General features: G+C 72.6%; 13 protein-coding genes. 3 read left to right on the top strand and 10 right to left on the bottom strand.

Annotated features, from left to right (window positions below):
* The first annotated feature begins 69 nt into the window (after positions 1-69).
* Together A6A06_RS23160 and A6A06_RS23155 are read left to right on the top strand one after the other, a co-directional pair.
* Complete coding sequence (locus tag A6A06_RS23160) at positions 70-576, top strand: MarR family winged helix-turn-helix transcriptional regulator (RefSeq protein WP_073763157.1); 507 nt, start codon at positions 70-72, stop codon at positions 574-576.
* 109 nt (positions 577-685) lie between these two features.
* Entirely contained in the window at positions 686-2,029 is a 1,344-nt protein-coding gene (locus tag A6A06_RS23155; RefSeq protein WP_073763156.1) for an FAD-dependent oxidoreductase, read from the top strand.
* A 12-nt stretch (positions 2,030-2,041) separates the two neighbouring features.
* Here A6A06_RS23155 and asnB read toward each other — a convergent pair whose 3' ends face one another.
* The 5 genes from asnB to A6A06_RS23130 form a co-directional block, all read right to left on the bottom strand.
* On the bottom strand, positions 2,042-3,892 hold the full coding sequence (gene asnB / locus A6A06_RS23150) for an asparagine synthase (glutamine-hydrolyzing) (protein WP_073763155.1): 1,851 nt from the start codon (positions 3,890-3,892) through the stop codon (positions 2,042-2,044).
* A gap of 136 nt (positions 3,893-4,028) precedes the next feature.
* Positions 4,029-4,859, bottom strand: coding sequence for a thioesterase II family protein (locus tag A6A06_RS23145; RefSeq protein ID WP_073763154.1), 831 nt, complete (start codon positions 4,857-4,859; stop codon positions 4,029-4,031).
* The gene (locus A6A06_RS23140; protein WP_073763153.1) at positions 4,856-9,352 is read right to left on the bottom strand and encodes a non-ribosomal peptide synthetase; all 4,497 of its coding nucleotides are present in this window, start codon (positions 9,350-9,352) and stop codon (positions 4,856-4,858) included. The genes A6A06_RS23145 and A6A06_RS23140 overlap by 4 nt, the downstream gene beginning before the upstream one ends.
* Positions 9,353-9,452: 100 nt before the next feature.
* Complete coding sequence (locus A6A06_RS23135; protein WP_073763152.1) at positions 9,453-11,162, bottom strand: ABC transporter ATP-binding protein; 1,710 nt, start codon at positions 11,160-11,162, stop codon at positions 9,453-9,455.
* Positions 11,159-13,024 (bottom strand): ABC transporter ATP-binding protein, encoded by a 1,866-nt coding sequence (locus A6A06_RS23130; protein ID WP_079194247.1) that lies wholly within the window; start codon positions 13,022-13,024, stop codon positions 11,159-11,161. Before A6A06_RS23130 ends, A6A06_RS23135 begins: the two co-directional genes overlap by 4 nt.
* Before the next feature lie 251 nt (positions 13,025-13,275).
* On the opposite strand from A6A06_RS23130, the gene A6A06_RS23125 reads away from it, so the two are divergent.
* The gene (locus A6A06_RS23125) at positions 13,276-14,880 is read left to right on the top strand and encodes a B12-binding domain-containing radical SAM protein (protein ID WP_073763151.1); all 1,605 of its coding nucleotides are present in this window, start codon (positions 13,276-13,278) and stop codon (positions 14,878-14,880) included.
* 69 nt (positions 14,881-14,949) lie between these two features.
* On the opposite strand, the gene A6A06_RS23120 is transcribed toward A6A06_RS23125, so the two are convergent.
* The 5 genes from A6A06_RS23120 to A6A06_RS23100 form a co-directional block, all read right to left on the bottom strand.
* Complete coding sequence (locus A6A06_RS23120; protein WP_073763150.1) at positions 14,950-16,095, bottom strand: saccharopine dehydrogenase NADP-binding domain-containing protein; 1,146 nt, start codon at positions 16,093-16,095, stop codon at positions 14,950-14,952.
* Positions 16,092-21,596 (bottom strand): non-ribosomal peptide synthetase, encoded by a 5,505-nt coding sequence (locus A6A06_RS23115; protein ID WP_073763149.1) that lies wholly within the window; start codon positions 21,594-21,596, stop codon positions 16,092-16,094. The genes A6A06_RS23120 and A6A06_RS23115 overlap by 4 nt, the downstream gene beginning before the upstream one ends.
* Positions 21,597-21,608: 12 nt before the next feature.
* The gene (locus A6A06_RS23110) at positions 21,609-22,112 is read right to left on the bottom strand and encodes a flavin reductase family protein (RefSeq protein ID WP_242440878.1); all 504 of its coding nucleotides are present in this window, start codon (positions 22,110-22,112) and stop codon (positions 21,609-21,611) included.
* A 77-nt stretch (positions 22,113-22,189) separates the two neighbouring features.
* Positions 22,190-23,263 carry an LLM class flavin-dependent oxidoreductase gene (locus A6A06_RS23105; protein WP_073763147.1) on the bottom strand — a complete coding sequence of 358 codons (1,074 nt, stop codon included), beginning with the start codon at positions 23,261-23,263 and terminating at the stop codon, positions 22,190-22,192.
* Between the two features lie 38 nt (positions 23,264-23,301).
* Positions 23,302-24,327: an SDR family oxidoreductase gene (locus A6A06_RS23100; RefSeq protein ID WP_073763146.1), complete on the bottom strand. Its 1,026-nt coding sequence runs from the start codon at positions 24,325-24,327 to the stop codon at positions 23,302-23,304.
* Positions 24,328-24,342: the final 15 nt, after the last annotated feature.

The raw sequence follows: 24,342 nt of genomic DNA, 5'->3' as shown, positions 1-24,342 counted from the left end.
CCAGTTCTCTCGAAAATCGTTTATCTTGGGAGTCAAGGCAAATGGGAACGGTGAGAGGACGTGCGTCCAGTGGCCGAGAAGACCGAGGCGATCAGGGCGGCCCTGGGAAGGGGCATCCAGGCGTACCAGGGAGCGGTCGACGACTTCGACCGTGAGATGGCGCGCCTGCTGGGGGTCAACGAGACCGATCTCCGGTGTCTGGAGCTGCTGCTGCCGGCCGAGCGGGCCACCCCTGGTGAGCTGGGGAGCCGTCTGGGGCTGACCACGGGCAGCGTGACCGCGATGATCGACCGTCTGGAGAAGCGCGGCCACCTCACCCGCACTCCGCACCCCACCGACCGGCGCAGCACCCTGGTGCAGGTCACCCCTGCCCTCCGGCAGCAGGCCTTCGCGCTGATGGAGCCGTTCCTCGACGATTCCGCCACGGAGGTCTACGCCCGGTACAGCGACGAACAGCTCGCTCTGGTCGCGGACTTCCTCGACTTCTCGCGCGGCATCCAGGAACGCCACACCGAGCGGCTGCGCGCCGTGGCCGCACCGAAGCGGGGCGGCAAGGCCGGCCCGGCGCCCGCGTAGCAGGCGGTGCGCTGTGGCCCGGAGTCCGCGGCGCGCTCGTACGGCACCCCACCAGAACCAGGACTCGTACGGCACCCCACCAGGATCAGGATCGGAAGGCAGGAACACCATGCATGTGATCATCATCGGTGCCGGCACCGGCGGTCTCGCCCTGGCCCACGGCCTCAAGCGGGCGGGGATCAGCTGCTCGGTCCACGAACGGGACCGGACCCGCGGCGGCGGCCTGCAGGGCTACCGCGTGGGCATCGACCACGACGGGAGCCGCGCCCTGTCGCAGGTGCTGCCGCCGGACCTGTTCGACACCTTCGTGGCGACCTGTGCACGTACCCCCGACCGGTTCAACATGTTCACCGAGAAGTACCGGGAAGTGCTGTCGCTGGACGGCTTCGCGCGGGCCAGCGCCGACGGGTCGGGCGCCGAACGCTCCGTCTCCCGGATGACGCTGCGCCAGATCCTGCTCACCGGCATCGAGGAGCTGGTGCACTTCGACAAGGTCTTCACCCGCTACGGGCGCAACGCCGACGGCACGGTCACCGCACACTTCGAGGACGGCACCTCCGCCACCGGCGACGTCCTGGTCGGCGCGGACGGATCCCCTTCACGAGTCCGCCGCCAGTACCTGCCCCACGCCGCGCTGGAGGACTCCGGGATAGCCGCCGTCGGCGGCAAGGTGCCCCTGACGGACGAGACCCGCGCGCTGCTGACCGACAGGACGATCGACGGCGTCAACCTCTTCCTCGCCCCCGGCGGATACTCCCTGATCCTCCATGTCATGCAGTTCCCCTGGGATCAGGACGGCGTGCCCAAGAGCGGCATCGGCGCCACCGACGCAGATCTCATCAAGAACTGGCCGGGCCTGCACTTCGACAACACCCGTGACTACATCCTGCTCGGCCTCAGCGGCGCCGGGCAGAACCTGCCCGGCGACATCCTGGAGCGGGACGGGCGGGGGCTGCACGAACTGCTCCAGGAGCTGATGCGCACCTGGGACCCGCGGCTGCGCGCCCTGGCCGGGCTCGTGGACCCCTCGACCTGCTTCCCGATGCGGATCCGCACCTCGGTACCGATCGAGCAGTGGCCCTCCAGCACCGTCACCCTCATCGGCGACGCCATCCACACCATGACCCCGGGCCGCGGGGTCGGCGCCAACACCGCGCTGCGCGACGCCGTCCTGCTGTGCCACCGGCTGACCGCCGCCCGCGACGGCCGGATGCCGCTGGTCCCGGCGATCCGTGACTACGAGACCCGGATGATCGGCTACGGCTTCGACGCGGTACGCAAGTCCCTGGCCCAGATGAGCGGCAGTGCCCCGATCCACAAGCCCCTCGTCGGACGCGCCGTGCTGGCGGCGATGCGCACCGGCATGCGCGTCGTCAACCATCTGCCGCCGGTGAAACGCAGGATGGCCGCTTCCCAGCAGGCATACCGGGGGCAGGACCGCGACGAGGGGTAGCCCGGCGGCTGTTCACAGGTCCAGGCTCACCTCGTAGGACGTCAGCCATGCGTTCAGGCCGAGGACCAGCTCAAGGCCCATGCGGTCGCTCTGGCGGCTCATCTTCCCCGGCGCGGTGTTCAGGAACCGGGACACCGCGGCCGGGTCCAGCAGCGGCACGACCGGTGCGCCGGGTTCGGCGAGCACGGCGCGCAGTTGGTCGCGCAATGCCGTCTCGTAACCGGGGTTGTGCGTCGCGGGGTAGGGGGCTTTGGCGCGTCGGAGGACCGATTCGGGCAGCAGATCCTTGGTGGCCGAGCGCAGCAGGCTTTTCTCCCGGCCGTCGTGTGTCTTCATTTTCCAGGGGACGTTGAAGACGTATTGCACCAGCCGGTGGTCGCAGTACGGAACGCGGACTTCCAGGCCGGTGGCCATGCTCATACGGTCCTTGCGGTCGAGCAGGGCCTGGACGAACCGTGTGAGGTGGACGTAACTCAGCTGCCGCATCCGCCGTTCGGACGGTTCCTCGCCCGGGAGTTCGGGCGTTTCGGCGCGGGCCTGCGCATAGCTGTCCCGTACGAAGTCGTCCAGGCCGAGCTTGTCCAGCAGACCGGGGTCGATCAGGGAATTGTCCCCGAAATACTTGCTGGTGACGGGTGAGAGCCAGGGGAAGATGTCCCCTTGGGCGGCCTGCGGGTCGTGGAACCACCGGTATCCCCCGAACACCTCGTCGGCGGACTCGCCGGAGAGCGCCACCGTCGAGTGTTCCCGCACCGCCTGGAACAGGCGGTACAGCGAGGGCCACAGGTCGCCCCAGTAGGCGGTGGGGAGGTCCGTGGCTCCCAGGACCGCGGCACGCAGTCCCGGGTCCGCCAGTGACACGCCGTCGAGGAGTATTTCGGAGTGGTCGGAGTTCACGTGGCCGGCCAGGTCGCGGACGAAGGGGGCGTCGGCCATCTCGCGCAGGGGGTCGTTGCCGAAGAGGTCCGCGTTGCCCTCGAAGTCGACGGAGAAGGAACGTACCGGCGTTCCGTCCTGCGCACCGAGGCGGGCGGCCGCGAGGGCGGTGAGGGCGGAGGAGTCCAGGCCTCCGGACAGGAGGGTGCACAGGGGCACGTCGGCGACCAGCTGCCGGTCGACGATGTCCTCCAGCAGGGCGCGGACCGTGGTGACGGTGGTGTCGAGGTCATCGGTGTGTTCCCGGGCTTCCAGGGCCCAGTAGCGGCGGACCGACATCGCGGAGCGGCGGATGCGGACGATGTGGCCGGGGCGCACCTCGCGCAGCCCCGTGAAGATGGCCTGTTCCGGCGTTTTGACCAGGGCGAGGACCTCGCGCAGGCCGTCGGCGCCGACCCGGCGGGGCGCTTCGGGGTGTGCGAGGACGGCTTTGGGCTCGGAGCCGAAGACGACTCCGTCGGCGAGGCGGTGGTAGTAGAGCGGTTTGATGCCCATGCGGTCGCGGACGAGGAGCAGTTCTTCCGTGCGGGTGTCCCAGAGCGCGAAGGCGAACATGCCGTTGAGCCGTTCGGCGACACCGCTGCCCCATTCGAGGTAGCCCCGGAGGACGACTTCCGTGTCGCTGCGGGTGCGGAAGCGGTGTCCCCGGGAGACGAGGTCGGCGCGCAGTTCCTCGAAGTTGTAGACCTCGCCGCTGTAGGTGAGGCACGCGAGGGTCCTTCCGTCCTCCTGGGCGGTCATGGGCTGGCGCCCGCCGTCGATGTCGATCACGGCCAGGCGCCGGTGGCCCAGTGCGGCGTTCCGCGCGGTCCACACTCCTTCCGCGTCGGGGCCGCGGCAGGACATGCTCCGTGTCATGGCGTCGAGCAGGGCGCCGTTCTCGCGCTGGTCCTGTTCGTAGTTCACCCATCCGGCTATTCCGCACATGGTTCGGCTCCCGACGTGGAGAAGGAATGTGATGAGGGGTGGTCCGGCCGGGCACCTGCTGGGAGGCGGGGTCCGGGCCGGTGGTGACCGGGAGGGGCGCCGGGCGTCCGGTACGTACGGATGCCGTGCGGGGGCGTCACGGCATGGACGCCCACGGCCGTCCGGCCGCCCCCTCGATGGCGTTTCTGGCCCGCGTGACGACTGCGGCCAGGACGGCGGTGTGCTGCTCGTGGAGGTGGAAGTGGCCGCCGGGGAAGGTGAGGAGTTCGCAGGGCCGGTCTGTCGTCTCCGTCCAGGCCCGTGCCTCGTCCTCGGTGACTTCGGGGTCGGCCGTGGCGTGCAGCACGGTCACCGGGAGGTTCAGGGGGTGGCCGTGGCGGGGGCGGTAGGTCTCGATGAGTTCGTAGTCGCGCCGCAGGGACGGGAGCATCGCGTCCATGAGGGCGTCGTCGTCCAGGACGCCGTCCGCGGTGCCGCCCAGTCGTCGCAGGTCCTGGACCAGTGCGTGGTCGGTGGCGCGGTGCAGTTCGCCGCTGCCCGAACGGTGCGGAGCCGACTGCCCGGAGACGAACAGGGCCGCGGGCGGCCGGTCGGCCCCGGAAAGGCTGCGCGCGGTCTCGTAGGCGACCGCGGCTCCCATGCTGTGCCCGAACAGCAGCGTGGCGCACTGCGGCCGGGCCGTCTGCTCGCGCAGCAGGTCCGCGGCGAGTTCCGCGACGAGGTCGTCCATGGCGCGGTGCGCGGGGTGCGCGTAGCGGTCGCCCCTGCCGGGGTACTGCATCGCGCACACTTCGATGTCCCAGGGCGCGCCGTGGGCCCATGGCCGGTAGGCGGCCGCGGTTCCCCCGGCGTGGGGGAAGCAGAACAGCCGGGCGCGGGCGTACGGGCGGTGCGAGAAGACGCGGACGGACGACGGCCGGTCCGCCGCCGGTACCTGGGGGGTGTGCTCTTCGGGTGCGGTGGTCACAGCTCCCCTTCCTCGTACGTCCCGTCCGTCATGCCCCGCTGTGCGTGCAGCCGGCCGATCAGCGCGCCCATCGCGGCGATCGTGGGGGCGGACAGCACGTCGCGCATCGGCAGGTCCGCTCCCAGTTGCCGGCGCACCTCGGCCAGCAGGCGGGTCGCCAGCACGCTGTCCCCGCCGTGCAGGAAGAAGTTGGCCTCGCGGCCGGGTGCGGAGACGCCCAGGAGGAGGGACCACAGTCCGGCGAGCACCTGCTCGACGTGGCCCCGGGGCGGTTCGCCGGTTTCCTGCGGCTGGGGGGCGCAGGTCGCCAGGATCTCCTGGATACGGTGCCGGTCCACCTTGCCGTTGTCGCTCAGCGGCAGAGCGGGGAGGGCCACGAGGGACATCGGGACCATGTGCGGGGGCAGGCGGTCCGTCAGCCAGGCCCGCAGCGCGTCGGGGTCGAGCACGGGCGTGCCGGAACGGCGGGCGCCGACCAGCTGGACGCCGTCCGCCTCGGACCGCGTCACGTGGACGTCGGTGAAGCCCGCGCGCTCCAGCGTCCGTGTCCAGTCCCCGGTGCCGTACGGCGGCGGTATCCGTTCGGTGGCGAGTCCGGTCAGGAGCGCGGTCGGAGAGGGGATGTGCCGGGTCAGGAGCAGGAGGCGCCCGCCCTCGGCGAGGAGGAGGGCCATGCTGCGCGCGGCGGTGTCCGCGTCCGGGAGCGTGGTGAGTACGGAGTCCACCACCAGGGCGTCGAAGTGGTGCAGTTGCGCCTCCGTGACGGCTGACAGGGGCTGCGGGGCTCGCGTCTGCTCCGGGCCGGGCTCCCGGGCGCCGGGCTCCCGGTCTTCGGCCGCGGCCGGTCCCGGGGCGGGTTCCGGTGCCGTGATCCAGGTGACGTCGAAGGCGCCGGAGCACAGGTCCGCGGGCATCCGGGCCTCGGTGCGCCCGTGTGCGGCCACGGCGACGGCCGGCGGGTGGGTGCCGTTCTCGCCGAGGGCCGCGAGTTCGTGTGCCACGGTGGCCAGACATCGCCGCGTTCCGGGCAGGGCGTCGCCGAGGCCTTCGGGGCCGAGCAACGGGTCGGCGAGCAGCGCGGCCCCGTCCGCCTCCCCGTTGAGGATCGCCTCCATCAGCGGGACGGCATGGGTCCAGGCCGCTGCCAGGCCGGTCATGGCGTCCGTGGCGTCCGTCGGAGGGTACGGTCCGGTGGCCTCGGCCCAGCGCGGGCCGGGCAGGATCTTCTCTCCGGACCTCAGCAGCACGGTGCGCGCGCACAGGTAGTCCAGCCAGGTGCCGATCGTCGTGCGCCGGGTTTCGGGAACCGGCAGGGTGCGTTCGTCGACCGGGGAGCCGGTCACCGCGAACCGGGAGAGCAGCGCCACGAGGGTGCGTTCGGTGATGGCGTGTTCCGGTTCTGGGTCCGCGCCGGGGGCTCCGTGGTGTGCCCACCGGCTCTCCGGCGCGCGTTCGTCCGGGCCGTCTGCGCTCTGCGGCGGGGTGACGGCCGCGGCGAGCAGTTGCCCGGCGCCCACGCCGATCACGCCCGCTGCCGCGTGGGACACCGACGGATGCGCCGAGAGCGCCGCGTCGATCTCGCCCAGTTCCACCCGGAAGCCGTTGATCTTCACCTGGTGGTCCAGCCGGCCGAGGAGTTCCAGGGTGCCGTCGGGCCAGTACCGTCCGAGGTCGCCCGTGCGGTACCAGCGCTCGCCGCCGTGCACCACGAAGCGGTCGCGGGTCTGTACGGGGTCGCCCCGGTAGCCGCGTGCCACCCCGGCACCACCGATCCACAGCTCCCCCGGCACCCAGTCCGGGCAGTCCCGCCCCTGCGGGTCCACCGCCCGGAACTTCTGGTGGGGCAGCGGCTTGCCGTACGGCACCGAGCGCCAGTGCGGGGGCACCGCGTCGACCTCGAAGACGTTGGACCAGACCGAGGCCTCGGTGGCGCCGCCCAGCGCGACGCACCGGCACCGGCCGCCGGTGGCTCCCGCCAGCCGTCCGGGCAGGTCCAGTGCCACCCAGTCGCCGGAGAGCAGGGCCAGCCGCAGGGTCCGCGGCAGTGCCCGGTCACCGGATGCGGTGAGCAGCATGTCCAGCAGGGCCGGGACGGAGTTCCACACCGTCACTTCGTGGCGGGAGCACAGGTGCAGCCAGCGGCGTGCGTCGCGCCGGTCGGCCTCGTCCACCAGGACCACGGCTCCGCCCGCGCCGAGCGGGCCGAAGATGTCCCACACGGACAGGTCGAAGTCGAGTGCGGAGACCGCCAGTACCCGGTCCCCGGCGGTGATGCCGTACCGCTCGCCGACGGCTTGGACGGTGTTGACCACGGCCTGGTGTGCGATCTCGACGCCCTTGGGGGTGCCGGTGGATCCGGAGGTGAAGATGACGTAGGCCAGGTCGTGCGCGGATCCGTCCACCGGGGCGGCGCTCGGTTGTTCGCGCAGCGCCTCGGCGACGGACAGCGTGCCGGTGGGCGTGCCGGGCGGGGCGGCGCCGTCCCCCAGGATCAGTGCGGCTCCGCTGAGCGCCACGATGCGGTTCCTGCGGTCGGCGGGCTGGTCCGGGCTCATGGGGACGTAGGTTCCGCCGGCCGCCAGCACCCCGAGTACGGCGATGATCTGGTTTGGTTCCCTGGGTGTGCTGACCACCACGGAGCTGCCGCGGCGGATGCCGCGCCGGGTCAGGGCGGCGGCCACGCGCAGGGCGCGTTCGGCGAGTTCGCCGTGGGTGAGGCGTCCTCGTTCCCCCCACAGCAGGGCCGGCCGGGCGGCGCGTTCGGTGGCGCCGGCGAAGAACGCGTCGTGCAGGCGGGCGGTGCCGGCCGGGCGGCCGGGCGAGCTAAGGGCCCGGCGGCGTTCCTCCTGTTCCGGCGGCAGCGGAAGGGGCGGCTCGGCCGTCCAGTCCGCCGTGGCCAGGTGGTGCAGCAGCGTCCGGCAGGCGTCCGTCATCGCGTCCAGCAGCCCGTCGGGGAACAGGTCCTCCACCGCGTCCCACGCGAGGAGCAGGCTGCCGTCGTGGGCCAGGTGTACCTGGTGGTCGAGCCATACCTGCGGGGTCTGGGAGACCATCCAGGACAGGTCGCCGAACCGCCGCGCGAAGGCCGCGGGGACCAGGGGTGTGTCCAGGTTGCAGGCGAAGACGACCGGTGCCGTGCGCGGTGCCCGCGGATCGGCGCGTACGAAGTCGCGGAGCACGTCCACACCGGTGTACGCGGCGTGCCCCACGTCCTGGTGCAGCCGGGTCTGCACGGCCCTGGCCTGCTCGGCGAAACCGTGCCCGCGGGACAGGTCGACCTCCAGCAGCACCAGGCTGGTGAAGTCGGCCACGAGGCGGGTGACATCGGGGTGGGCGGCGGGATCACGGTCGAACAGCGGAACGTTCAGCAGGAAGTGCTGCTGCCCGCTCCAGCGGGCCAGGATCTGGGCGAAGGCGGTGACGAGGAGGACCGACGGGGTGATGCCGTGTTCGGCCGCGCGGCTGCGGAGTGCGTCCCACTCGTGTGCGGGGAGGGTGTGCGAACGCCGGACGAAGCGGGGCGTGGTCACGTCTTCGGGCCGGCCTGCCAAGGGCAGGGCGGGGCCGCCGGGCAGGTCCGGCAGGCGTGCCTGCCAGTAGGCGCGGGCCCGTTCGCGGTCCGCGGTCCGGCCGGCCGCGCGGTCGCCGAGGTAGCGGGGGAAGGAATAGGCCAGTTCCGGCAGGGCGTCGGGGTCGTCGTAGAGGGCGGCCAGGTCGCCCAGGAACAGGCTGAGGCTGTGTACGTCGGCCACGAGCAGGTCCACGCCGATGTGCAGGCGGCAGGCGGCGTCCGGCAGACGGCTGAGCTGTACGTCGAAGACCTCGCCCTCCTTGACGTCCATCCGGCGGTGGGAGAGCGTCTCGCGCAAGTCCAGGAGGGCGCGTGCGGTCTCCGGCCCGGAGGTGCCGCGGTGGTCGTGGACGGTCAGGCCGGGCCACGGTGACCGGCCGGTCACCCGCTGGGTGGCGTCGTCGTCGAAGCGCGCCCGCAGCATGGGATGACGGGCCGTCAGGGCGTGGACGGCCGTTTCCAGGCGCCCGGGGTCGATGTCCGGGACGTCGAACTCCAGGTAGGCGTGGCAGCCCACACCGCCCAGTCCCTGCCCGTCACCGCGGCCGATCCAGTACGCCTGCTGCACGGCGGTGAGGGGAAAGGACTGTTGCCCGTCGGTCGCGGGAGACGCCGCGTCCGCAGGCGCCGCGGCCGGTTCCGCGGTCTCCTCCTGCGGGGCGTTCAGCAGGCCGTGCCACACGGCCACCCGCGCGTCGCCCGCCAGGTCGGGGAACCGCGCCGTCCCGCCGGACCGGTTGATGCGATTGATCAGCATCATCAGCTGTACGGACTGCAGGCCGAGTTCGAAGAGATCCGTGTCGTCGTCCGCGGCGCTCAGCTCTTCGCCCAGCAGCTCGGCGACCGCCTCGCGCAACGCGTCGAGGGACCAGGCACCGGCAGCGGCGGCCGGACAGCCGGATGGCTGTGGCGGTGTGCTCATCCGTGTCTTCCTCACCTTGTGGTCTTCGCGGGTTCCGTGGCGTGCGGTCGCCGGAGCGCCGTACGGTCTGCCGTGCGCGGGCGCGGCCGCCCGGCGGGCCTCACTCCGCGTCGTGCGCGGCGGCCTTCCAGAAGTCGGCGTACCGGCCGCCCAGCCGGACGAGTTCGTCGTGGGTGCCGTGTTCGACGATCCGGCCGTCCTCCAGGAAGGCGATGCGGTCGGCGGTGCGGACCGTGTGCAGGCGGTGCGCGACCATCACGACCGTGCGGCCGGACCGCAGGCGTTCCAGTCCTTCCTGGATCGCGGCTTCGTTTTCCGCGTCGAGCGCGGAGGTGGCCTCGTCGAGCAGCAGGACGGGGGCGTTCTTCAGCAGTGCGCGGGCGATGGTGACCCGCTGGCGCTCGCCGCCGGACAGTGCCGCTCCGCCCTCGCCGACGCGGGTGTCCCAGCCCTGTGGGAGACGGGTGACGACCTCGTCCAGCCGGGCCGCCGCGGCCGCCGCGCGCACGTCCTGGTCCGTGGCGTCCGGGCGGCCCAGCCGTACGTTCTCCTCGATGCTGCCCTCGAAGAGGTAGACGTCCTGGAAGACCGTCGACACCTGGGCCATCAGGTGCTCGGTGCCGATGTCGCGTACGTCGGCGCCTCCGACGCGCACCGCGCCGCTGTGTACGTCGTGGAACCGTGCCGCCAGGTGCAGCATCGTGGTCTTGCCCGCCCCCGACCGGCCCACGATGGCGACGCTGTGTCCGTCGGGCACGTCGAGGCTCAGCCCGTCGAGCACGTTCCGGCCGCCGCGGGCGAAGCCCACCCGGTCGAAGGTGATGCCGCCGTGGGCCGCGGGGACCGGCCGCGCGGGCTCGGGCAGGGGTGCCTCCCGCAGGACGGCCTCGATGCGTGCCAGTTCTCCCCGGTTCGCGCGCAGGGCGCCGCCGAGTTCCGCGAGCGACAGCAGGGGCTCTGTGCAGCGGGCGGTCAGCACCAGGATCGCCATCGCTTCCGCGGCGCCGATCCGGCCGTACAGCGCCGTGTAGACGGTGACGGTGAGGACCGCGGTCAGGGCCGCCTGGACGGTCAGCGTCATTCCCAGGAGGCCGGGCAGCGCGCGCAGTGCCGAGCGGCGCTCGGTGCGCGACTGCTCGCGCAGTGCCTGCTCCAGCAGGCGCATGTGCTCGCCGGTGCGGCCGGCGGCCCGCAGCACCGGCTGGGCCCTGACGTACTCCACGACCCGGCCGGTGGCTTCGTCACCGAGCCGGGCCCGCTCGGCGTCCTGGCGGGCGGTGGCCCGGCCGGTCGCGTGGTGGACCAGCGCGACGACGGGTACGCACAGCAGTGCGGCGAGCGCGGGGCGGAAGTCGACGAAGAACAGCGCCACGAACACGGTCAGCGGCACACAGCACGCGTTGACGACCGGGCGCAGCTGGTGCGCGGGCACGGACATCACCGCCAGTACGCTGCGGCTGGTGACGCCCGTGACCTCGCCGACCCGGCGCAGGGTGAACCAGCCCAGCGGCAGCCGTACGAGGTGGTCCCCGAGCCGGTGGTGGAGGCTGCGGGACAGTTCGCCTCCGGTGCGGAAGCCGAGCATGTCGCTGCGGTAGCCGAGGTAGGACACCAGCGCGACGGAAGCGGCGAAGGCGCCCAGCCACGGCCAGGCGGAGGCGGGATCGGGGCCGAACAGCGCCCGCAGCACCGGCAGCAGCAGCATCAGGGACAGTCCCTCGGCCACCGCGCAGACCACCATCAGCGCGACGGTGCGACGGACAGCGCGCGCTTGCCCGCGTTCGAGTACGCGGTGGAGTTGCCGGATCACCGGTGCGTCCCTTCTTCTGCGCTGCTGTACGGGCGTGCAGCGGTGTCTCCGTACCGTGCGCGCCACAGTGCGGCGAACCTGCCGTCCTGTTCTGACAGTTCTTCGAAGGTGCCGCTCTCGACGATGCGGCCGCCGTCCATGACGACGATGCGGTCGGCGCGGGCCGCGGTCTCCAAGCGGTGCACGATGACCAGCTGGGTACGGCCGGGCGCCAGCGCGTCCAGGGCGCGCCGGACCTCCGCCTCGGTGCCGGCGTCGGCGAAGGCCATCGCTTCGTCGAGGACGAGCACGGGGGCGTCGGCGAGCAGGGCGCGGGCGATCGAGAGGCGCTGGGCCTCTCCCCCGGACAGGCCGGTGTCCTCGCCGATCACGGTGTCGTACCCGTGCGGCAGGGCCTGGATGCGGTCGTGCAGGCCGACGGCGCGGGCGGCGTCGACGACGGCCGCCCGGTCGGTCGTGGGCGCCGCCACGGCGATGTTCTCGGCGACGGCGGCGCGCAGCAGCCGCACGTCCTGGGAGACGACCGAGACGTTGGCGTGCAGCGTCCGGCCGGGGATCCGGCGCAGGTCCACGCCGCCGAGCAGGACCGTTCCGGAGGTGGGGTCGAAGTAGCGGGACAGCAGGTGCGCGAGCGTGGACTTGCCGGCGCCCGACGGGCCGACCAGCGCGGTGACGGTGCCCGGTTCGAGGATCAGGTCGATGTGGTGCAGTACGGGGTGTGCGGGCTCGTAGGAGAAGGAGACGTCCCGCAGTTCGACCCGGCTGCCCTGAGGGGTGAGCGGCTGCGCCGGTTCGGGCAGCGGAGGTACGGACAGCAGGGCCCGGATGCGCGTGGCGGCGTTCGCGGCCGCGTTGATGGTGTCCATGCCGTGTCCCAGTGCGGCCACCGGCGCGGTGAGGGCCATGGACAGCAGGAGGAAGGGCAGCAGGTCGGCGGGCGGCAGCAGGCGGGCCGTGACGAGGCCACCGCCGCCGAGGAGCACGACCAGCAGGACGAAGGGCGGGGACAGGACCGCGGCGGCCTGGGCGGCCGGACCGGCGCCGCCGGTGACGTACTTCATGAAGGAGTCGGCGAACGCGTCGGCCGCCTCGCGGTACCGGCGGTGGGCGCGGTCGCCACCGCCGAAGGTCTTGACGACGGCGATCCCTTCCACGAACTCGACGGCCCCGGCGCTGATGTGTCCCATGGCCTCCCCCACCTCCTGCTCGGCCTGCCGCCTCGGCGGTGTCATCAGCCGGCTGTACAGGGCCAGGCCGAGCAGGGGCGGGAGCAGCGCGATGAGGGTCAGGCGCCAGTCCACCGCGGCCAGATAGGCCAGTGAGGCCACCGGGACGACGACGGCGGAGGTGAACTCCCCCGGGGTGTGCGCGACGAGGTGGTGCAGTTGGTCCACATCGGTCTGCACCACGGAGCCGATCTCGCCCGCGCCCCGGCGGGCGTACCGGCCCACGGGTGCCCGGCCCAGTGTCTCCGCCAGCAGCATGCGCAGGGAGAACCTGAGGCGGCTGTCCAGCAGGTGGGCCAGGCCGCCGGACAGCCCGGTCAGCAGGGCCCGTGCGAGCAGGCCCGCCACGGCGACGGCGACGGCTGTCCGTACGGCGTGCTCGTCGACGGGGCCCGGGGCGAGCAGCGCCCGTCCGAGTTCGACGACGGCGATGAACGGCGCGAGTCCCGCCAGGGCACCGGCGGCCTGCAGCATCAGCACGAGAGCCAGGCTTCCGCGCCGTGGTCGCAGCAGTTCCCGGAGTGCCCGTCGGCCGGAGTCCTCCCCGTCGGGCGCCGCGCCCGGTTCGTCGGGGCCGGGCCGCGGTGGGGGCCGGTCGCTCCCGGCGCCGTCCCACGCGTCTTCTGCCACGGTCATGAAAGGCCCCCATCCCCCGGGGCGGTCCGGCCGCCGCCCCGCGCACACCACGCATCATGCGCAGAGTGCACCCGTCACACAAGATCCGCCAACTGGAAGATAAACACCGGGACGTCACGGACAAGGCCCGTAGTAAGGTCGGCCCGGCCCGCCCGTGGCGGCACATTCGACGGCTCCGCAGGTATGCGCGGAAAGCACCGCACGGGCGTGGGGCCGACCGGCCGGAAATTCTCCCCCAGAAAGCGGGAATCATGCGCGTTCTGCTTTTGAGCGGGCTCGGACCCGCGAATCTGAATTTCGCTTATCTACAGGGGTCGTTGTTCGGCGGGCAGCCGGACGCGCACGGCCGTGAGGCGCTGCGGCGGTCCGGTCACCCGGATCTGGACCTGCGGCGGCTCTCCTTCACCCGGTCCGGCCGGAGTTTCGCGCTGCTGAGGCCGCGGCCGGCCGCGGCCCCGCACCTGACGACCGTCACGCTCCGGTCCATCCTGCGCTCCTGCGGCCACGACTTCGCGGCCGTGGACCTGGAGGACGTCTGGACCGGCCGGGCCGTGGTGCCGCCCGGCGACTTCGGCGCCGTCCTGCTGTCGACGACCTACATCTGGAACGCGCCGCTGCTGGCCACCGCGGTGGACTGGATCCGTTCCCGCCTTCCGGGCGTGCGCGTCATCACCGGCGGCCAATTCACCAATCTCAAGTTCATGCGGGCGCTGAACGACCATACGGAGATTTTCGCGGTCGTACGCGGCGACGGCGAGACCGCGCTGCCGAAGACCCTGGACGCACTCGCCGCGGGTGGCGATCTGAGCACCGTGCCCAACCTCGTGTGGCGGGACGGTCCGCACCTTCGCATCAATCCCGTCGAATACGTGGACATCGACGGGCATCCGTCTCCGGGATTCACCGGTGAGGCGCCCGTCATCCCCTACGAGTCGATGCGCGGCTGCCCCTTCGACTGCAAATTCTGTTCTTTCCCGGCGGCTTCCCCCAAGTGGCGTTACAAGTCGGCCGAAAAGATCCGGGACGACTGGGCCGGGTACGCGGAGGTCAACGGCGCGAAGAGCATCGACGCCATGGACTCGACCTTCACCATCCCGCCGACCCGGCTGCGGCGGCTCCTGGAGATCCTGCCCGGTTCCGGGGCGCCTCCGTGGGACGCCTTCAGCAGGGCCAACACCATCAACTCGCCCCAGCTCGTGGAGGGACTGCGGGAGGCGCGCTGCGCGCAACTGCACATCGGGTTCGAATCCATGAACGACGGCACCCTCAAGCGGATGAGCAAGCGGGTCAGCGTCAAGCAGAACCGCCGGGCCATCGAGCTGCTCGGCGACGGCGGCATGTCGTACCACGGTCTGTTCATGGTGGGGTATCCCGGCGAGACGCCGGAGATGTTCCAGGACACCATGGACTACCTGACCGGGGACTACCGCGGTTACTTCTCGGTCGCCCGGTTCTCCATCACCGACGAGACCATGCCGCTGTGGCAGGACAAGGAGGAGCTGCGCATCGTCGCTCAGGACGCGACGGATCCGGCTTCGCCGTGGTCGCACATCGGGATGGACAGCGACGAGGCGGCGCGGCTGCAGAAGGAGACGCTGGACCGGGTCCGGCGCGGCAACGACCACGCCGTGCTCGACCTGTGGCAGTACGACTACGCGCCCCGGCTGCTGCCCGATCACGATCACGCCACCAACCTGGCCGTGGAGAAGTGCGTCGAGCGCCTGGGCATGGCTCCGGTGGACCACCCGGACCCGGACGCGGCGGCCGAAGCGGTGCGTGTCCAGCTCCGGCGGCTGGGCGCGCTCGGTGTCGGGCTGAGCCCCGTGGGGCAGGAGCTGTGCCACGACGCGATCTGACGCCCGGCCCGTGAGCGGGCGTGGCAGGCGCCGGACGGCGGGGAGGTGCTGCCGTCCGGCCCGGCGTGTTCAGAGCACTCCCTCGTCCTCGGCGATGCCCGTGGTGCCCACACCCGCCCCGCTGTCTTCCCCCACCCGCTCCTCGGACACCGTGGCGGTCAGCCGCGGGACATGGCGCCGCAGCCACTCCAGCGCCGCCTGCGGGCGGAGCACGTCACCGGCCTGGTGTACTCCCGCGCCCACGCGCCCGCCGAGCACCTCGTGGGCGGCGAACGCGCCGACGGCGCCGGTCAGTTCGGAGCCGTCCGGTGCTCGCAGGAACACGCTCCTGGCGGTCGGCTGTCCCTGGTGGTCCGTGCCGTCGAGGCGGGCCCACAGGACGTGGTACGGGGTGTGCCCGGCGGCGTCCAGTGCGCTCGCCCGGACGACGTCGTCCACGCGGGTGTCCAGCCCGCGGCGCACAGCGCCTTCGGCCCGTACGAGGCTGAGCGCATCGAGCAGGTGGGTGCCGTCGAAGGCGTTGTACCAGCGGGCCTCGGTCAGGTTCCGTGCGCGTGCCTGCCGGACCAGTTCCTGCGGGAGGTAGGGGTAGGCGGTCAGTGGCCGGTGCACGCCGGGCGCCCGGAACCCGCGCTCCACCTGTAGCGCGCCGGTCACCGCCCCGGCCCGCCACTCCGCCAGCGGCGTGCCGTACTCCCGTTCCAGGCTGAGCAGGTAGTCGGCGGCGCCGGTGCGGGTGAACGTTTCCAGGCCCGCGTACCCGCCGTGGAAGCGGTCGGCGACGGCCAGGCCGTGCGCCAGCAGTCCCGGCAGCATTCCGGACAGGCCCGGGGTGAGCCCGGCGGACAGCACGGCGGTGCGCCGCGCGTGCGTGCCGGTGTCCGCAGCGGCCGACATGACGTCCGCGTAGTCGGCGCCCGCGGCGAAGGCCGCCCGCCGTGCCCGGTCCAGCAGCAGGTAGGCGGGGCCCGCACAGTTCAGTACGAGGTCGCAGCCGTGACTGAACCGGGCGAGGCTGCCGTCGTCGGTCGCGTCCACGGCCATGGCCTCCGCCGCCACCGGCAACGCGGCCGCGAACTCTCTGCCCGCCGCTGCCCGGCGGCCGCCGATGCGCAGGCGGTACCCGCCCTCGGCGGCGAGGCACCGTACGGCGGCGGCTCCGACCGCTCCGTACCCTCCGAGGACGCCGACCAGAGGCGCGCCGGGTACCGTCACGACTGTCCCCGCGTACGGTCGGCACCGGCTGCCCAGGATGTGGCCAGCAGGTCCGCCATCGCGCGGACGTGCGGCGGCTGCACACAGCTGAAGTGGTCTCCGGGCACGTCGACGGTGGTCAGTTCCCCGGTGCACACCTGACGCCAGTAGGCGGCCATGTCGTGGTGCATCCCGGGGAAGACCTCCGCCTCGCCGACCTGCCGTACGAGGGTGGCCGGGCCCTCGTACGGTGCGGGCTGGTGGGCGGCCACCGCCGCCAGGCTGTGCTTGACGACCCGGTACTGGCGCAGCAGCCGGTCCGGGGAGTTCAGTTCGGTGTCCTGGTGGGGCAGGTGTCCGCCCATGGTGCGCAGCCGGTCCTCCTGCGACCGGCCGGCGAGCGCTTCGAAGGACCGGCGCGCCGCCTCCTCGGCCGGGCCGAGGTCCGCGGCGGGCCGGCCGGCGAGACCGCCCCGGGGCACCGTGTCGCCATGGCTGCGGGCGACCGCCGCCACCAGGTTGCGGAACGCCGTGGTGTCCTGCGGGTACCCCAGCGCGGCGGTGTCGGCCCGCATCAGCCGGGCGAAGACGTACTCCGCCAGCAGGTCGTCCTCGACCCGGTAGGGCACGCGGTAGCTGCTGATGACCGTCAGTCCGGTGACTTCGGTGCCGGTCCGGGCCAGCCGGCCGGCGAGTTCGGTGGCGACGAGGCCGCCCAGGCAGTAGCCGACCAGGTGCACCCGTTTGTGCCCGGCGGCGGTCAGGGCGTGGGCGTGCCGTTCGGCGAGGTCGCCGATCAGCCGCGGTGGGTCGGTCTCCAGGTACGTGCCGATACGGTCGAGGACCAGGGCGGCCAGCGGGAGCCGGCCGGAGAGTTCGGCGATCAGGGCGCGGTAGGGCACCACCGTGCCGGTGCCGTCGTGCACCAGGACCATGGTGGGGGCGTCCTGCTGACCGGCCGGGCGGTCGCCGACCGGCACCAGGGGCGACCGGGTGCCGTGCCCGGTGGCGGCGCCGGCAGACGCGGAGATGCCTGCCGCCAGGCCCGCGACGGTGGGCTGGTTGAGCACCAGGCGCAGCAGGTCGTCCCACTCCATGCTCCGCGCCTGCGGCAGTTGTTCGCGCATCCGCCCGACGAGCTGCGCCACCAGCAGCGAGTCACCGCCGAGGCCGTAGAAGTCCTCCTCCCTGCCGACGGCCGGGACGTTCAGCACCTGCGACCACATCGCGGCCAGCGTGTGCTCCAGTTCGCCGGCCGGAGGGGCGCCGCGGTCCGTCCTGGCGGCGGGTGCCGCGGCGTGCGTCCACGCGGTGAGCTGCGCGTGGTCCAGCTTGCCGTTGGCGGTCAGCGGGAGGTGGTCGACCACCTGGAGGTCTGCCGGGATCATGTACGCGGGGAGGCGGTCACGGAGGTGTTCGTGGAGCTCTGCCGGGGTGACGGCGTGCCGGTCGGCCTTGAAGCGGGCCGCGAAGACGTGCTGTCCGACGTGGGACAGCGCGCTGTCCTGCGCGGGCAGGCTCCACACGGTGTCCGCACCGGCCTCGTCGAGCAGGCCGGTCCACTGCCGGTGCGTGAGGAAGGTGGTTCCGGTCTCCTGCCGGACGTCGCGGAAGCCGCTCAGTCCGGCGTTGAACTCCATGGACACCATGCCGCGGTACGTGTCCCGGGTGGCGTCGACGAAGACCAGCCAGCCGCCCGGTGCGATCAGTTCCCGGAGCCGCTCCAGCATCTCCGGGACGTGGACGGCGTTGTGCAGCACGTTGGCGGCGACGACGACGTCGGCGGAGTTCGGCGCGAAGCCCTGGGACCGCGGGTCCCGGCCGAGGTCGAACAGGCCGTACCGGAGCCACGGGCGGTCCGCGAAGGTCTCCTGTGCCCGGTTGAGGAAGAAGTGCGACACGTCGGTGAAGTGGTAGTCGACGGGCAGGCCGTCCAGCGCCGGGACGAGCACGGTGGAGGTGCCGCCCACCCCGGCTCCGATCTCCAGTACGCGGACCGGCCCGGGTCCCCGGTGCTCGCGCACGAACCGGCGGACCGCGGCGGCGACCGCCGCGTTGTTGTGGCGGCTGATCAGGTTGTCGCGGTAGGCCGCCGCCGCGGTGTCCGTCCGGCCCTGGGGGAACAGCAGGGTCCGCAGTTCCGTCGTGCCGGACAGCAGGCCGGGCAGCGCCTCCTCGCAGTCGGCGTGGAAGCGGACGAGGTCCGCGCCCCAGGACACACGGGGTTCCAGCTCGGCGATGCGCTGCCGGACGGCGGCGCGCTCCCGCGGTGTGACGGGGCGCAGCCCGCGGTAGGCGTCCGGGCCGGGCGCGCGCTCGATCCGGCCCGCCTCCTCCAGGGCTCCGAGCCAGCGGCGTACGAGGTGGCGGTGGGCGGGGGCGGCGCCGGTGGCCCGGACGATCTCCTCGGTGGTGTGCGGGTGTCCGGGCGTCGCGAACAGGCCGTACCGGCCGAGCAGCAGGGTGACGGCCTGGAGGGCGGAGGTGTCGAGGGCCTGGCACATCTGCACGATCTCGGGGCCGTGGTCGCGGTCGGCGGAGCGGACCGCCTTCCGGGCCTCGTCGGCGGCGTCCGCGTACAGTCCGGACGGCGGCCGGGGTGCGGTGCGGCCCGGTTCGGCGAACGCCGTCAGCCGCCGGGCCGCCCCGTCCCCGTGCACGACGGCCGCGGCGCGGTGGACCGCCGGGTGTTCCTGGAGCGCCACCTCCACCTCGGCGAGTTCCACGCGGTGGCCGTTGAGTTTCACCTGCCGGTCCACCCGGCCGAGGAATTCGATGTCGCCGTCGGGCAGCCGTCTTCCCATGTCCCCCGTTCTGTAGAGGCGTTCGCCGGTGCGCGGGTGGATGGGGAAGCGTTCGGCGGTCCGCTCCTCGTCGCCGAGGTAGCCGATGGCGAGGCCCGCTCCGCCGATGTGCAGTTCGCCGGGTACGTGCTCGGGGCAGTCGCGCAGATCCGGGTCGAGGACGCGGAAGGTCTGGTTGGCCAGTGGCGTGCCGTAAGGGATGCTGCTGCGGGTGCGGTCGCTGTCCCGGACGCGGTGGTGGATGGACCAGATGGCCGCCTCGGTGGCGCCGCCCAGGCTGATCACGTCCAGGCCGGGCACGCTCCGGCGGATGTCGCCGGGGAGGGTGACGGGGATCCAGTCGCCCGACAGCAGGGCCAGCCGGAGCCGTCCGAGGTCCGCTTCGGGCGCGGTGCGCGCGTACTCCTCCAGCATCTGCATCTGTGCCGGGACGGAGTTCCACACCGTGACGCCGTGCCGCGCGACGAGGGTGCCCCAGTGGGCGGGGTCGCCGCGTCGTCCGGCGGACGGCAGGACCAGCGCGCCGCCGGCCGACAGCGGGCCGAAGATGTCGTACACGGAGAGGTCGAAGCCCAGTTGCGCCAGGCCCAGGACCCGGTCGCCGGGGCCGATGCCGAAACGCGTGGTGATGTCGTCGACGGTGTTGCGGGCGGCGCCGTGGCTGATGACGACGCCCTTCGGGGTGCCGGTGGAGCCGGAGGTGTAGATGACGTACGCGGGCGCGTCGGGGTCGGCCGCCGTCTCGTGGGGCAGGGGCCCGGCGGCCCGGCCCGCCTGGTCCACTTCGATTGTGCGCACGCCCGCGGGCAGGGTGAGGGACGGGCCGAGCCACGACTGGGTGAGCACCACGTCCGCCCCGGCATCGCGCAGGACGGCGGCGCGCCGCAGCGTCGGCTGGGTGGTGTCTACGGGGAGGTAGACCAGGCCCGCGAGCAGGGTGCCGAGCACGCCCGCCACCTGTTCCCAGCCCTTCTCCATGACGATGCCCACCCGCGCACCCGGTGGCGCGCCGGTATCCGCGAGGGCGGCGGCCACCGCGCGGGAGCGGTCGAGCAATTCGGCGTAGTCCAGTGAGCGGTGCGGTGTGATGACCGCGGTGCTGCCGGGCGTGCGCAGGGCCTGGGCCACGACTTTCTCGTGCAGCGCGCCCGCGGCGCGCGGGGCGGCGGTGGCGTTGGCGCGTTCGAGGCGTTCGAGCTGCCGCGCGGGGAGGGCCACGGGGTCGGCCGCGTCCCATACGGAGTCGTCGTCCGTCAGGCGGCCGACCAGTGTCTCGAAGGCGGAGAACATGTCCTCCACGACGCCGTCGGGGAAGACGCCGTCCCGGACGTCCCAGTGGACGGCTGTCGCCGGTCCGTCCGCCATGACCTGGCAGTCGATCCACACCTGCGGGGTCTGGGTGATGCCGTACCGCAGCCGCCCGCCGGTCTCCGGCGCGCCGGGATTTTCGTCCCCCGCGCCGCCGACCGTGCTGGTGAAGGTCACCGGGAGCAGGGCCTGTCCGGGGCCCCGGCGCCGGGCCAGTTCGCGCAGTACCTCCACTCCGGAGCACAGCCGGTGGTCCAGGTCCTCCCACAGGCGTGCCTGCACGGTGCGGGCGCGCTCCAGGAAAGTCGTTCCTTCGGCGAGGTCCACGGACAGCAGGGTGGTGGAGCTGAAGTCGCCGACGATCCGGTCCACGTCGGGGTGGAGCGGCAGGCGGTTGTTCATGGGGAGGCTGAGGGTGAACCGCCGGGTGCGGCTCCATCGGCCGAGCGTTTCGGCGAACGCCTGGAGCAGTACGCCCGCGGGCGTCAGCCCCGCTGCCACGGCCCGTGCCGTGAGCGTCCGCCACGCGCCGGGCGCCAGCCGCGTCCGGTGGCGGCGGAACACCGGCGGCGCCTGGCGGGAGCCGGTGGCCCGCGGGAGTTCGGGGGCGGGCGGCAGGGTGTCGAGGCGGGCCCACCAGTAGGCGTGGTCGTGCTGGTGGCGGGTGCCCTCCCGGGCGCGCCGGGCGGCGATCACGTAGTCGCGGAACGTCAGGTCCGGGGCGGCCTCGTCGGGCTCTTTGGCGCAGGTGCGGGCCAGTTGTGCCAGGAGGGTCTGCACACCACTGTAGTCGCAGATCAGCAGGTCCATGGCGAGGTGCAGCAGTACGGTGTCGCGGGTGCGGCTGACGCGCAGCTCGAAGAGCGGCCACCGGTCGGTCCGCCGTACCTGGTGCGACATCTCCCCGCGGATCTCCTCCAGGGCCCGCGCGATGCCGTCCGCGTCGGCGGCGGTGAGGTCGTGACGCCGGATGCGGTAGTGGGGCACCTGCGGGAGGATCCGCTGGTACCCGTCCGGGAGGATCACCGCCCGCAGCATGCCGTGGCGCCGCACCAGGTCGTTCCAGGCCGTCTCGACGGTGTCGGCGTCCTGGTGGGGAAGGTCCAGTTCGAGGTAGCCGTGGCAGGCGACACCCCCGTAGTCGAACGCCTCGCTGCGGCCGAGCAGGTAGGCGGACTGGACGTCGGTGAGCGGGAACGGCTCGTGGCGGGACGCGGGGTCGGGCTCGGCCCGCGGCCCGTACTCCCGCTCCCTGAGGTGGCCGAGGACTTCCTCCTTGTGCTCGCGCAGCAGCGCCAGCCGCTCCGGGGTGAGCACGCCTTTCGGAGCGCGGTAACGCAGTCGTCCGTCCTCCTCGAAGAGCACCACTCCGGCCGCGTCGAGCTCCGCCACGTACTGTCCGGCATCCATGCGATGTTGCATTCAGTCCGTCCTGAACCAGTTCGAGTAGAGGGTGGAGCGGTAGAACAGCAGCGGCGCCGTCTCCTCCGCCGAGGTGTGCGCCGCGCGGACGCGGCCCACGACGATGAGGTGGTCACCGCCCGGATGCACCGCTTCCAGCTCGGCGTCGACCCAGGCCAGGCAGCCCGCGATGCGCGGCGATCCGGTCGCCGGGGCCGGGCTCCAGCGCACACCGGCGAAGCGGTCCGCGGCGGTACCGGTCGCGAAACCGCGGCAGAGGTCGTGCTGTCCGGCGTCGAGGACGTTGACGCAGAACCCTCCGGACGCGGCGATGTGCGGCCAGGTCCGGGAGTTTTGCGAGACGGCCAGGGAGACCAGCGGCGGATCGAGGGAGAGGGAGGCGAAGGACTGGCAGGTGAAGCCCACCGGAGCGCCGTCCGCCGGTTTTTCTCCGTCCGGTTCCGCGGGCTGTGTTTCGCGCGACATCGCCGTGACGACGGTGACGCCGGTGCAGAACGTGCTCACCGCTTTCCGGAATACCGGGCTCTCGACCTCCGGGGCCCGCCAGGCCACCGGGGAGTTCCGCGACACTGCGCCTCATCTCACTTGCCGAAATAGGGGATGACCTGTTCACCGAAGGTGCGGATGGACTCCAGGACGACGTCGTTCGGCACGGTGCCCATCTGCATCACGAGGATGAGTTCGTCGACACCGGCCTCGCGGAACCGGGTGATCTGCTCACGGCACACCTTCGGGCTGCCGATGACCCCGGTCAGCGGCGCGTCCGGGGCCAGCCGCTCGTCCATGAGGCGGCGCAGTTCGTCCTCCGCCGGGGGGCCGGAGTCCGCGTGCAGCGGGCCGAGCGGGCGGTCCTCGCTGCCGTAGTACTTCAGCTGGGACTGCCAGAAGAAGCGCCCGCCGCGGAAGCCGTACTCGCACGCCCTGCGGTCGTCGTCGAGCACGATGCTCATCGGGGTGCAGGCGTACTGGTCGGTGACGGCGGCGCCGACGGGCCGGGCGCCGGCCACCGCGGCCCGGTAGTTCTGGACCCGCTGGGTCAGTTTCTTCTGGGTGCCCGCGGAGAAGTTCAGGGTGCCGAGCCCCAGCGCGCCAGCCTCCCGGGAGCCGGCCGGGGTGCTGCAGGCGGCGTACAGGGGCGGGTGGGGGTCCTGGACGGGCTTCGGGACGATCTGCGTCGGCGGGATGTCGTAGAACTTTCCGCGCCACTCGAAGACGTCGTCCTGCCACATGCGCGGAATCATCTGCTGGGCTTCCAGCCACTGCTCCGACAGTGCCGGGATGTCGGTCTCGAAGGCCAGTTGCTCGGTACGCGTACCGCTTTTCCCCGAGCCCCAGTTGACCCGGCCGCCGGAGAGGATGTCCAGCGTCGCGATGCGCTCGGCTATCCGGATCGGATGGTTGTAGCGGTGCGCCGTCAGGGTCACCCCGTGGCCGAGGCGGATTCTCTTCGTGCGGGCCGCGACATAGGCGAGGAAGATTTCCGGGGCGGAGCTGTGCGCGTATTCGCGCAAGCCGTGGTGTTCGACCGCCCACACCGCGTGGTAGCCCAGCTCGTCCGCGAGGACGGCCTGTTCGACGCAGTCGCGGAAGAGCCGCCGTTCGGACTGCGGGGTGGGGGACGACATCTGCATCTCGAAGAACAGTGAGAATTTCATGACGCGTGAACTCCTGGGAGGGCGGGAAGCGGTGGCGGTCAGCCGGTGACGAGGCCCCACTGTTCGGGTATCCGGGAGGCCAGCCGCGGTTTGCGGTCGGCCCACCAGCGGATCGACCGGGCGAGGGTCTCCTGGATCTCCTCCACCTGCCGGGTGTGTTCCAGGGGCCGCTTCAGGCTCGTGTAGCTCTCGAACATGCCGAGCAGCTGTACGGCCTGGAGCTGGACCGGCGAGAGGTGTTCCTTGGCCAGCGGCAGGAAGAAGCGGTGCCAGCGCCGGGTCGCGATGAACGGCGGCTGCTCGATCGGGGTGATCCCGCGCTCGGCCCGCCACTGGTTCAGCGTCCCGCAGACGGTGTCCAGCAGTTCGCCCAGCCGCAGGCACTTGGCGCCGCCGGCGATCACCTCGGTGCGGGGGGCCGACGGGGGCTCGCCGAGCGCCGCGGCCACCACCACGTCCGCGACCTGGTCCACCGGCGCCAGTTCGGCGTACCCCTGCGGGTCGCCGACCAGCGCGGCGGCCAGTCCGGACACCAGGGTCTGCACCAAGGTGTAGGGGCCGGTGAATTTGCCGATCGCGCCGTCCTCGCGGCGGCCGATGATGAGCGGCGGCCGGACGAGGGTGAGCGGGCCGTGGTGCCGGGTGCGGGCCAGTGTCTCGCACTCGGCCTTGGACCACTCGTAGCCGTTGCGGTGCCGGCCGTACGCCGAGGGCACCGCGTGTTCCGCGGGGTCGGCGCCGTCGGCGTACGCGGTGGACAGGTGCACGAGGTGGGTCCGCTCGTCGACGAGGTCGAGCACCGCCTCCATGGGCCGGACGTTCGCCTCCTGTGCCTCGTGCCGCCGCATGCTCCAGCGGGTCGAGGCGGCGGTGTGCACCACCACGTCCCAGGGGCCGCGGAGCCCGTCCGGCGGCGGCTGCTGTCCGATGTTCCAGACCACCTGGTCCGGCCGGGCCCGCCGGCGGGAGACGGCGGTCAGTTCGAGGCCGTCGCGCACCCCTGCCAGGGCCCGCAGCACCTCCTGCCCCACCACTCCGGCGGAGCCGGTGATCAAGACGCGCACTGTCGTGTCTCCTTC

Origin of the sequence: Streptomyces sp. CB02923, from assembly GCF_001905005.1 — a bacterium.
Taxonomy (GTDB): domain Bacteria; phylum Actinomycetota; class Actinomycetes; order Streptomycetales; family Streptomycetaceae; genus Streptomyces.
Note: the sequence above shows the minus strand (reverse complement) of the source record. Positions and strands in the feature narration are given on the sequence as shown.

Coding starts and splice junctions, on each gene's coding strand:
- A6A06_RS23155 (WP_073763156.1), top strand. CDS start 686: ATGCATGTGATCATCATCGGTGCCGGCACCGGCGGTCTCGCCCTGGCC.
- asnB (WP_073763155.1), bottom strand. CDS start 3,892: ATGTGCGGAATAGCCGGATGGGTGAACTACGAACAGGACCAGCGCGAG.
- A6A06_RS23140 (WP_073763153.1), bottom strand. CDS start 9,352: ATGAGCACACCGCCACAGCCATCCGGCTGTCCGGCCGCCGCTGCCGGT.
- A6A06_RS23130 (WP_079194247.1), bottom strand. CDS start 13,024: ATGACCGTGGCAGAAGACGCGTGGGACGGCGCCGGGAGCGACCGGCCC.
- A6A06_RS23125 (WP_073763151.1), top strand. CDS start 13,276: ATGCGCGTTCTGCTTTTGAGCGGGCTCGGACCCGCGAATCTGAATTTC.
- A6A06_RS23115 (WP_073763149.1), bottom strand. CDS start 21,596: ATGGATGCCGGACAGTACGTGGCGGAGCTCGACGCGGCCGGAGTGGTG.
- A6A06_RS23105 (WP_073763147.1), bottom strand. CDS start 23,263: ATGAAATTCTCACTGTTCTTCGAGATGCAGATGTCGTCCCCCACCCCG.